A 9,572-nucleotide genomic window follows, 5' to 3' on the forward strand; every position below is an offset into this window, starting at 1 on the left:
CATACGTTACATTGTCAAAGAATCTAAATTTAATATATTGGTAAATGGAAAAAAATTTACATCAGCCATGCTATTGCCGGATAAAATTAAAGAATTTACATACGGATTTCTTTTTACCTCCGATATCATACAAAAAAGTAGCGATATTGTCCACTTTAGGACATGCGAACAAAACAATATCTATATCTATCTCGAAGATATGTATTTTGACGTAAGCACAAAAAAGGAATGGACGGTAACTTCAGGCTGCGGTGGCGGGAAAGTATTAGAAAAAACTTATTCAAACAATGAGAAAATCACTTATGACACCAAGATTGCTTTTGATGAGATAATCACCTTATTCACAAGATTGGAAAAAGAATCAGAGCTTCACACACATACAAGGTGCGTACATAAGGCCTACTTTAAGTCTGTCGACGGATTTGTATTTACCTGTGAAGACATAGGAAGGCACAACACAATTGACAAAACAATAGGTGCAATATTGCTCAGTGGTTCTACTGCTGATGGGATTATACTTTCTACCGGAAGACTCACATCAGAAATGATATTAAAGTGTGCGAAGGCAAAAATACCTGTTGTTGTGTCAAGGACAGCACCAAGTGAAGAGGGGATTAAGATAGCCAAAGAGAGCAATATGACCCTGATAGGGCTTACATCAAGAAAGGGCTTTACTCTTTTTACCGGTGAAGAGCGTATAATCAAAAACTAACGTCTTGATTTACCGGAAATATTTTTGACGGTTATCTTAAATACGGAAGTTTGCTCCAACATTGATTCAATATATTTCAGACCATTTTCATAATAGTCATAAGAATATTTTTTTATAAGCCCTACAAGTGCATCTCTTTTCTCTTTTTCTGCCACTTCACACACTACCCCCTCAACAATAACGCTTTCATAAGCAGTGGAAAACTTATCTGGCAGTATTCTTGCTCTTTTTACAACACAAAATGAAATCAGAGGGTTATTCTTCATAATATCTATTTTTCTACCCTCATGGGCACAGTGAAAATATATATCTTTGTCAATTAAGCAATAATTAAGTGGAACACCATAAGGGATTTTTCCATCAGACAATGACAATACACCGTATTCACCCTTACAAACAAATTCCCATGCCTCAATTTCACCAACAGCTCTGTCTGCCCTTCTCATCAAGATACCCCTTTACTTTTGTGAAAAAATTATCAACATGTTTTTCAGTTGTAGCCCAGGAAGTTACAATCCTTGCAACCGAAAAATCCCTATCCATACTTTCCCATATATAAAAATCAAAATATTCATACAGATATTTAATTAGCTCATTGCTGAATATAGGAAAAATCTGGTTAGTCTCTGGCCTGCACTTAAATCTTATGCCCAAACCAGAAAGCTTTTCAGCAAGAGCAAGCGCTTTATCAACAGCATTTTTGGCTAAATCAAAATACAAATCACTTCTAAATATTTCATAAAATTGAACACCAAGCAACCTACCCTTTGCAAGCAAACCACCTGCCTGCTTTATGTAATACCTAAAATCTTTTTTTAGATTCTCATTGTTTATAACAAGCGCTTCTCCTGCAAAAAGCCCATTTTTCGTCCCACCAATATAGTATCCATCAAAAAAGCCATGAATATCACTTAGCTTATAATCACAAAAGGGGGAAGAAAGGGCCTGGGCAAGTCTTGCTCCATCCATATAGAGCAGTAAACCATTATTTCTGCAGCATCTATAAATATCTTCTATTTCTGATAAAGTATAGATTGTGCCTAACTCAGTAGAATTTGAAATATAAACAAGCGCTGGTTTTACCATGTGCTCATCTGTATGGCTTTTAACAATCATCTCAATATCAGAAGGGGTAATTTTGCCATTTTCAGATTTAACAAAATTTATTTTATGCCCAACATCTTCAATGGCTCCCGCTTCATGCACATTTATATGCCCACTTTCACTTGAAATTACAGATTCATAGCTTTTTAAGGAAGCTTTGATAAACACCCTGTTTGTCTGCGTACCACCTACCAGAAAATGAATATCACAATTATTTATATTAAGCTTTTCCTGAATGATCATTTTTGCCTGAACAGAATATTTGTCAAGACCGTAACCTTCAAGCTGCTCATCGTTAGTTTTTGAAAGTGCATCAAGGAGCAAAGGATAAACACCTTCACTGTAATCATTTTTAAAACTCGTTTTCTTATTCATAATCACATTAATAAATCAATTCAAAATAATTTACAATTCAAAAATAAATGAATAAAACTTTAGTAATTTCTTGAATATTTTAACATTTTATTATATATTCCCAAGCCTGAATAAGGAGAATGAAATAATGTTTAAAAAACCGGAAATTATTGTTGCTCTTGACACAAAAGATTTCGATTCTGCCAAAAAAATTGTTGATGCTATCGGTGAAAAAATTTTGTATTATAAAGTAGGTCTTGAATCTTTTGTTTTGTTTGGCCACAAACTTATAGAATATTTAAAGTTGAATGACAAAAAAGTATTTCTTGACCTGAAATTTCATGATATCCCAAACACTGTTTCAGGCGCCGTAACCTCTGCAGCAGAAATCGGTATCGATATTTTAAACCTGCACTGTCAGGGTGGTTTTGACATGATGAAAACAGCCTCCGACAATCTTAAAAGCTATTGTGAAAAAAGGAATATTTTAAAACCCATACTTATAGGTGTCACGCTGCTTACATCGCTTGACAGTAAATATTTTAGTGAAATGAAACTTAACTGGGATTCTACTGAAGATTACGTGGGATTTCTTGCCAGAAGTGCAAGAGATGCAGGGTTGGATGGTGTAGTATCCTCAGCAAAAGAAGTTAAGTATATAAAACAGATTTGCGGAGAAAATTTTCTGACAATAACACCGGGGATAAGACCTGCTTTTGCCGGGAATGACGACCAGAAAAGAATTGTTACTCCGGGGGATGCTGTAAAGTTAAAAACCGACTTTATGGTAATAGGCAGACCAATTACAAAACATGAAAACCCTGCTCTTGCAGTGGATATGATAAAGGAGGAGATGAAATGACATTGGAACAAGTACTTGATATTTACAAAAGACATGGAGCACTTTTAAAGGGTCATTTTTTGCTGTCTTCAGGTCTTCATAGCGATACATATCTTCAGAGTGCCCTTGTTATGCAATACCCGGTTATAGCAGAAGAGATAATTTCCGAACTTGTAAAAAAACTTTATGATGTTCAGTTTACCACTGTAGTAAGCCCTGCCATAGGTGGAATAAGGTTTGGATATGAGCTCGCAAGATTATTGAAAAAGAAGGCTATATTTACCGAACGGGTTGATGGGAAAATGACACTTCGAAGAGGCTTTCAATTATCTGAAGGGGAGCTTGTACTTATAGCAGAAGACGTTGTTACTACAGGAAAATCGACAAAAGAATGTATTGATGCAGTTCTTCAGACCGGTGCAAAAGTAGTAGCGGTAACAAGCCTTATTGATAGAAGCGGTGGTCAGGCAAAATTTGATTACCCGTTTTATCCATTAATAAGACTTGAAGTTAAAACTTACTCACCCGAGGAATGTCCACTTTGCAAACAAAATATCGAGCTGGTAAAACCGGGGAGCAGGTTTATTAAACAAAACTAAAAAATGTTTAAAACAATACACAACTTTTATTGAATATTGTAAAATTATTAATTATTATTGGGTATGAAAATATTGTATATTGAGGACGATCGTACCAATATTTTTTTGTTAAAAAAAACATTGGAAAAATATAATGTCGATTTTATTTCCTGCACGTCCGGTGAAGAAGGATTAAACCTATATTTTCAGGAAAATCCCGACATTGTGCTTATTGACATAAATCTTCCGGGGCTTGGCGGGCTTGAAATAGCAAGGATTATCAGGAAAAATGACAAAATAACAAAACTTGTTGCTGTGTCAGCATCCTCAGATGAAGATGATAAAATTATTGCACAGGCTCTGGGATTTAATCTTTACATAGAAAAACCAATAGACCCCACTACATTTTTCAAACAAATCACAGAAGATGAGTTTGATAGCCCGCTACAGCTTGAAACGAGAATTGTCATGGAAAAATACACTGACAAACTTATTGAATCGTTAAAACAAAAAGTTGAAGAACTCACTGAGACAAATAAGGTATTGATGGATATTGACAAACTGAAGTCAAACTTTATATCTATAGCATCCCACGAGCTAAGAACACCACTTGTGCCACTCATGGGTTATCTTGAAATTATTTTGGATAAGAAAAAAGATAACTTACCCAAAGATATCATGGAATATATTAATAACATAAACAAAGCTGCAGAGAAATTAAACATGACTGTAAATAAGATACTCGACATGGCAAGACTTGAAAGAGGGTTGTTTAATCTTGACTATAAAAAGGTAAGTGTTGTTGATTTGATAGAAAAAAGCTTAACATATTGTAGCCCGTATATGAAGAAAAGAAATATTGGTTTTAATATTGATGTGCCTGACAAGTATATAAAGTGTGATTTTGACAAAACGGTTTATGCAATTACCCAGGTATTTTTAAACGCTATCAAATTCTCCTTTGACAATTCCAAAGTAGATATTATCTTTGATGACAAATCCAATACGCTTTCCGTAAGGGATTATGGCACTGGCATAAATGAAGAAGAGTTAAAAGAAGTATTTAAGCCTTTTTTTGCCTTGAACGATATTTCTCACCACCACTCAAGCGACTATGAATTTCAAGGCAAAGGGATAGGATTGGGCCTTGCAATAGCAAAAGGATTTATTACTATACAAAAGGGAAAAATTTGGGTAGAAAGTAAAGGGAAAGGGACAGGCAGTACCTTTTATATACAATTACCGGAGTAAGTCATGTATAAGATATTATATGTAGAAGATAATTTTGAAAACTACAAACTTGTTGAGTTTGTTCTTTCAAAAAAAGGTTTTCAGGTGTTTAATGCAATAGATGGCATAGATGCAATAGATAAGGCAAAGCAGCTAATGCCTGACCTTATAATTATGGATATAAATCTGCCAAACTTGATGGGTTATGAAGCAACAACGATGATAAAAAGTGATGAAGAGCTAAAACATATTCCCGTTGTAGCGCTCACTGCTGCCTTCAGTGACGAATATAAGGAGCTTGCTCTTAATGCAGGATGCTGTGAATATTTTACAAAACCTATTGACCCAATATCTTTTTCAGAAACTTTGAAGGAAATTATTGAAAACAGCCACCAAAACTTTACCGAAATACAAAATAACCCAATTCAGAGGGAAATATCAAAATCACTGGAAGAAAAAGCAAGAAAAATTCTTAAACTTAACAAAGAAATTGCAAGATATGAAAACAAACTTGAAAAGATACTGTCAAATATAACCGATATAATCTTCCTGCTGAATAATGAATTTTATATAAAATTCTACAATAACTCAGCGCTCAACAACAAAAATTTTGTTGACCAGTATTCTGAAAACAAAACTTTTTTTGACATATTTGATGTAGGCAGCGAAGATTTGTCCAAAATCAAAACAATACTAAAAAATAAAAAGAACATTTACAACCTTCAGTTAATTTTGAAAAATTACAGCCAATATGACATATTTCTTTGCACCTTTTCCCATCTGGATGATGAAATCGTAGCATCATTACGACCAATCTCCGGGGAAAGTGAAATTAAAGATAAAATAATACATCTTGAGAAACTGGCATCTGTTGGGCAGGTCACAGCAGGTGTAATCCATGAAATAAATAATCCCCTTACTGCCCTTAAAACATATTTTGAAATTTTGAAAATAAAATATTTGAATCAAAACGATAATGAAGATTTAAAAAATATAGTTTCCAGAATTGAGCACGGCTTTGGAAAAATAGAAAACTTAAGCAAAACACTCCTTAGCTTTGCAAAACCTTCCACGGAGAAAAAATATCCTACCAATATAAATTCTGTTGTAAGAGACGTAATTGAATTTGGCGAATATGAATTAAAAAGAGGAAGTGTAAATATAATATTTAATCTTTATGAAAATATTTCCTACATTAATGCAGTGAAGTCACAGATTGAACAGGCTGTTTTGAATATTCTGATAAACGCTCATCATGCAGTAAAAGGTGTACAAAACCCTCAAATTATTGTAACAACATACGAAGATGACGATAATGTATATCTTTCAATAAAAAACAACGGACCAAAAATTCCTGATGAACTCAAAGAAAAAATATTTGAACCATTTTTTACAACCAAAAAAGACAGTGAAGGGACTGGCCTTGGTCTTGCTATTGTAAGGCAAATTATAAATAAACATAGTGCAGAAATAGAAGTTTTTTCCGATGAAAATATTACGGAATTTGTTATGAAATTTCAAAAACACAAAGGGTAGGAAATGGAAAAGATAAAAGATGTATCAAACTATCTGACAATAAACACAAAAATACTTGTAAATGTCCTTTCAGGTAACTATAGGGGGATTTATGATTCAAGAGTTGAAGATATTGAAAAAGATAAGGTAAAAATAACTATCCCCACCCAGAAAGGTATCCCCTTCCCCATTAACCCTGGTGCAAATCTCGAAATCAGTTTTCTGACAGCATCCGGAAGATTTTCTTTCAACAGTGAAGTACTGGGCAGAGTCAGAGAAAATATTCCACTACTTGAAATAAAGGCCCCTTCATATCTGACAAGGTTTGAACTTAGAACATATTTTAGAGTGGAAACAAGACTTAAAATTAAGATAAAAACAATTGATTATGTAATAAATGATGGAAATCCGGAAATGATAAAAAAAGATTATGAGGCTATCGTAAGAGATATTTCAGGTGGAGGGGTGAGACTTACCACCGATGTCAAACTCGAACCTGGCCAGGCTTTGGAACTTGACATGTCAGAGGCAATAGGTACAAAATTTGACATAGTATCAAGGGTTGTCCACCTTTATAATAATGATGACAAGTCTGAAGCAGGTATTGAATTTGTATCAATAAAGGAAACAGACAGAGACAAAATAATAAAATATGTTTTTCAACGACAAATAGAACTTAGAAGAATGGCAAATTAAGGGGTGTTGTATGTCAATTTACAAAGAAAGAGATGAAAAAATAGAAATAGTTTTCCCTATCAATGACCTTGATACGCTTACAGGGGAAGAAATTGCGAATCACTTAAAACAGCTCCTGAATGAAATTGATGGTTGCATCATTAATTTCTCAAGAGTGAATTATCTTAATAGCAGCGGCTTGAGAGAACTTATCCAGATACTAAAACTTTTAAAGGACAACAACAAAAAACTCGCTCTGACAAGGCTAAGTGAAAATATTATGAAAATTTTCAAAAACACTAACCTGCATAGATTATTTAATATTTTTGATACCGATGACGAAGCTAAAAGCAGTTTATTCCAGTAATACACTTATAGAGGCAATTCTAAAGTACCTGGAAATCCAATACGGGCTCAAGATAAATGAGCTGAATACTGACAAGATATTGAATCTCATATATAATTGTCATATAGCAGGTACCGGTTTTGATGAAAATGCGCTAAATGTTATTGACAGGCATTTCAGTAATCTTCTGCTAAACAATGAATCCTATTTTTTTAGATACCCCTTGCAGCTTCAACTTATTCTTGAGTATTGCAAATCAAAACATAACCCTGTAATTCTTTCAATCGGGTGTTCCAAAGGTCAGGAAGCATATTCCATATCAATGTATTTACACAAGCATAATATTGACTTTCAAATTTACGGTGTAGACATTGACGATGATGCAATTAATGACGCAAAAAAAGCTACCTACAGCGAATACTCTTTAAAGGCACTACCAGAAGAATATAAAAAATACTTTTCTTATACCGCTGATAATAAATATAAATTGTCTGAAGATATAATAAAAAATGTTACATTTTTAAAAATAAATATTCTGAAAGAAGATATAAGTAAGATGATTCCCGGAGCCGACATTATCCTTATAAACAACGTTCTCATATATCTTAACAAAAAAGCTATTGAGACGTTTATAGAAACTGCAGCAAATCTGCTTGTATCAGGTGGTCTTCTTTTCACTTCTGAAGAGGAATATTCAATAAAGACTTTTGGAAAATTTTTAAAGGAGGAGTCAAAAAAAGGGTGTAAATATTATTCAAAACCTGACCTGAACCAGATAGCAATTATGGATTACAGAGAGCTTTTTGATTTCAAAGGAAGTGAATCAAAAAAAACATTTGATTACAGCTGTCTTGAACAAAATATTGATAATCCATCCTTAGAAAATGCAAAAGACTCACTTTTAAAAAAAGATTACCTGAAGGCCATTTCAATATGCTATAAGCTTATTACAGATAATCCTCTGTTTGATGAGCCCCTTGCAATAATGTCTGAGTGCTTTTATGAGCTTGGATTTAATGAGGAAGCAAAAAAATGGTTAAGAACCTTTCTGATAATAAACTCAAACAACGAAGAAAAAATCGAACAATATTTAAATCTTTGTCTCAAAACTGAAGATTTTTTTGAATACATACGAATTTTAAAGAAAAAAATAGCCCTGTTTAACAAAAAAGATGATATAATAAGATTAAAGAATATACTTGAAAGGGCGGGGCTCAATGCAGAAGAGTTGTCTGATTATATGCAATAAAATCGAGAATCAAAACTTTAAGCAAGTTGCCCCTGATAGCCTGATTAAAAACACAGTCTTCACTGCAATAAAAACAATAGTAAAAAAAACAGAACTTATTGTCGTGATATCTGAAAAATTCCTAAAATCCAATATCCTTCTGCTACCTACACTCTTAAGGTTGCAAAACATAAAAAAAATATCTTCAATTGTACTTGTTTCTGATTCAAACTACTATTTCAGCCAAATAATAGTTGTCAACATCAATGAATTAAGCACCGTATTAAAAAATCTTAATGGCAGCAGTCCTGCACCTGTTTCAGATAATTACACAGATGTTTTTTACGACTTTTTACTTCTTAACACTCTTGAGCTTTTAAATGTAGTTTTTCTGGAAGATTATAAAATGATAGGTCGTGTATTCAATAAAATAGCTGAGCTACTTGAAATTTGTTTAATGCCTGCAACAGCTTTTATCGGCCAAACAACAAAGGATGCAACAGAATTATACATTTCCCCTAACTCATTTGTGGATGGTAATACGATAAAAGAAATCTTATCTGAAAAAGGACTAACTTTTACAAATTTAAAGATATATGAACAAAAAAAAGAACAACAATACACAAAAAAATACCTCGAAGAATCCAAACTATTTTTTTTGAAGAATAATAACTTTTTTGCAGGAATAATTTTTGCAAACAACCAGATAAAAGACTTAGACAGGCTGGATACTGTAATTGACATAATCTTTAACAAAATATTCGATATAATAAACATAAAAAGTGCCGTAATCAGAGAGCATATGATATCTGTTACAGATTACCTTACAGGAATTTATAACAGAAGATTTTTTGATGAATTCTTAAAAAAAGAAATAGTTATCATGAAACGAAAAAAATCTGTCTTTTCCCTCCTTCTTTTTGATATAGATTATTTTAAAAAAATTAATGACACATATGGTCATACCGCAGGTGACCAAATTCTGGTTT

Annotated in this window: 11 protein-coding genes; 9 read left to right on the top strand and 2 right to left on the bottom strand. The window is 33.1% G+C overall.

The window, feature by feature from the left end:
- Nucleotides 1-712 (top strand): formate dehydrogenase accessory sulfurtransferase FdhD (gene fdhD / locus ACTCAF_RS09900; RefSeq protein WP_463063120.1); only part of this gene is annotated, 712 nt, incomplete at its 5' end.
- Here fdhD and ACTCAF_RS09905 read toward each other — a convergent pair.
- Entirely contained in the window at nucleotides 709-1,158 is a 450-nt protein-coding gene (locus tag ACTCAF_RS09905; protein ID WP_463063121.1) for a pyridoxamine 5'-phosphate oxidase family protein, read from the bottom strand. The two genes, fdhD and ACTCAF_RS09905, sit on opposite strands and share 4 nt — an antisense overlap.
- Entirely contained in the window at nucleotides 1,130-2,191 is a 1,062-nt protein-coding gene (locus ACTCAF_RS09910) for a threonine aldolase family protein (protein WP_463063122.1), read from the bottom strand. Before ACTCAF_RS09910 ends, ACTCAF_RS09905 begins: the two co-directional genes overlap by 29 nt.
- A gap of 127 nt (nucleotides 2,192-2,318) precedes the next feature.
- On the opposite strand from ACTCAF_RS09910, the gene pyrF reads away from it, so the two are divergent.
- The 8 genes from pyrF to ACTCAF_RS09950 form a co-directional block, all read left to right on the top strand.
- Nucleotides 2,319-3,032 (top strand): orotidine-5'-phosphate decarboxylase, encoded by a 714-nt coding sequence (gene pyrF / locus ACTCAF_RS09915; protein ID WP_463063123.1) that lies wholly within the window; start codon nucleotides 2,319-2,321, stop codon nucleotides 3,030-3,032.
- Nucleotides 3,029-3,610 carry an orotate phosphoribosyltransferase gene (gene pyrE / locus ACTCAF_RS09920; RefSeq protein ID WP_463063124.1) on the top strand — a complete coding sequence of 194 codons (582 nt, stop codon included), beginning with the start codon at nucleotides 3,029-3,031 and terminating at the stop codon, nucleotides 3,608-3,610. The genes pyrF and pyrE overlap by 4 nt, the downstream gene beginning before the upstream one ends.
- Nucleotides 3,611-3,673: 63 nt before the next feature.
- Nucleotides 3,674-4,840 carry an ATP-binding response regulator gene (locus ACTCAF_RS09925; protein ID WP_463063125.1) on the top strand — a complete coding sequence of 389 codons (1,167 nt, stop codon included), beginning with the start codon at nucleotides 3,674-3,676 and terminating at the stop codon, nucleotides 4,838-4,840.
- A gap of 3 nt (nucleotides 4,841-4,843) precedes the next feature.
- A complete protein-coding gene (locus tag ACTCAF_RS09930; protein ID WP_463063126.1) occupies nucleotides 4,844-6,355 on the top strand; it encodes a response regulator in 1,512 nt (503 codons plus the stop codon).
- Nucleotides 6,356-6,358: 3 nt separating this feature from the next.
- On the top strand, nucleotides 6,359-7,030 hold the full coding sequence (locus ACTCAF_RS09935; RefSeq protein WP_463063127.1) for a flagellar brake protein: 672 nt from the start codon (nucleotides 6,359-6,361) through the stop codon (nucleotides 7,028-7,030).
- A gap of 10 nt (nucleotides 7,031-7,040) precedes the next feature.
- A complete protein-coding gene (locus ACTCAF_RS09940; protein ID WP_463063128.1) occupies nucleotides 7,041-7,376 on the top strand; it encodes an STAS domain-containing protein in 336 nt (111 codons plus the stop codon).
- Nucleotides 7,345-8,604: a CheR family methyltransferase gene (locus ACTCAF_RS09945; RefSeq protein ID WP_463063129.1), complete on the top strand. Its 1,260-nt coding sequence runs from the start codon at nucleotides 7,345-7,347 to the stop codon at nucleotides 8,602-8,604. The genes ACTCAF_RS09940 and ACTCAF_RS09945 overlap by 32 nt, the downstream gene beginning before the upstream one ends.
- Nucleotides 8,573-9,572, top strand: a 1,000-nt coding sequence (locus ACTCAF_RS09950; RefSeq protein WP_463063130.1) for a GGDEF domain-containing protein, incomplete at its 3' end; no start/stop codon positions are given. The genes ACTCAF_RS09945 and ACTCAF_RS09950, both read left to right, overlap by 32 nt.

The sequence above is a fragment of the Deferrivibrio sp. genome, from assembly GCF_055117995.1.

Coding starts and splice junctions, on each gene's coding strand:
- ACTCAF_RS09930 (WP_463063126.1), top strand. CDS start 4,844: ATGTATAAGATATTATATGTAGAAGATAATTTTGAAAACTACAAACTT.
- ACTCAF_RS09925 (WP_463063125.1), top strand. CDS start 3,674: ATGAAAATATTGTATATTGAGGACGATCGTACCAATATTTTTTTGTTA.
- pyrE (WP_463063124.1), top strand. CDS start 3,029: ATGACATTGGAACAAGTACTTGATATTTACAAAAGACATGGAGCACTT.
- pyrF (WP_463063123.1), top strand. CDS start 2,319: ATGTTTAAAAAACCGGAAATTATTGTTGCTCTTGACACAAAAGATTTC.
- ACTCAF_RS09910 (WP_463063122.1), bottom strand. CDS start 2,191: ATGAATAAGAAAACGAGTTTTAAAAATGATTACAGTGAAGGTGTTTAT.
- ACTCAF_RS09945 (WP_463063129.1), top strand. CDS start 7,345: ATGACGAAGCTAAAAGCAGTTTATTCCAGTAATACACTTATAGAGGCA.
- ACTCAF_RS09940 (WP_463063128.1), top strand. CDS start 7,041: ATGTCAATTTACAAAGAAAGAGATGAAAAAATAGAAATAGTTTTCCCT.
- ACTCAF_RS09905 (WP_463063121.1), bottom strand. CDS start 1,158: ATGAGAAGGGCAGACAGAGCTGTTGGTGAAATTGAGGCATGGGAATTT.
- ACTCAF_RS09935 (WP_463063127.1), top strand. CDS start 6,359: ATGGAAAAGATAAAAGATGTATCAAACTATCTGACAATAAACACAAAA.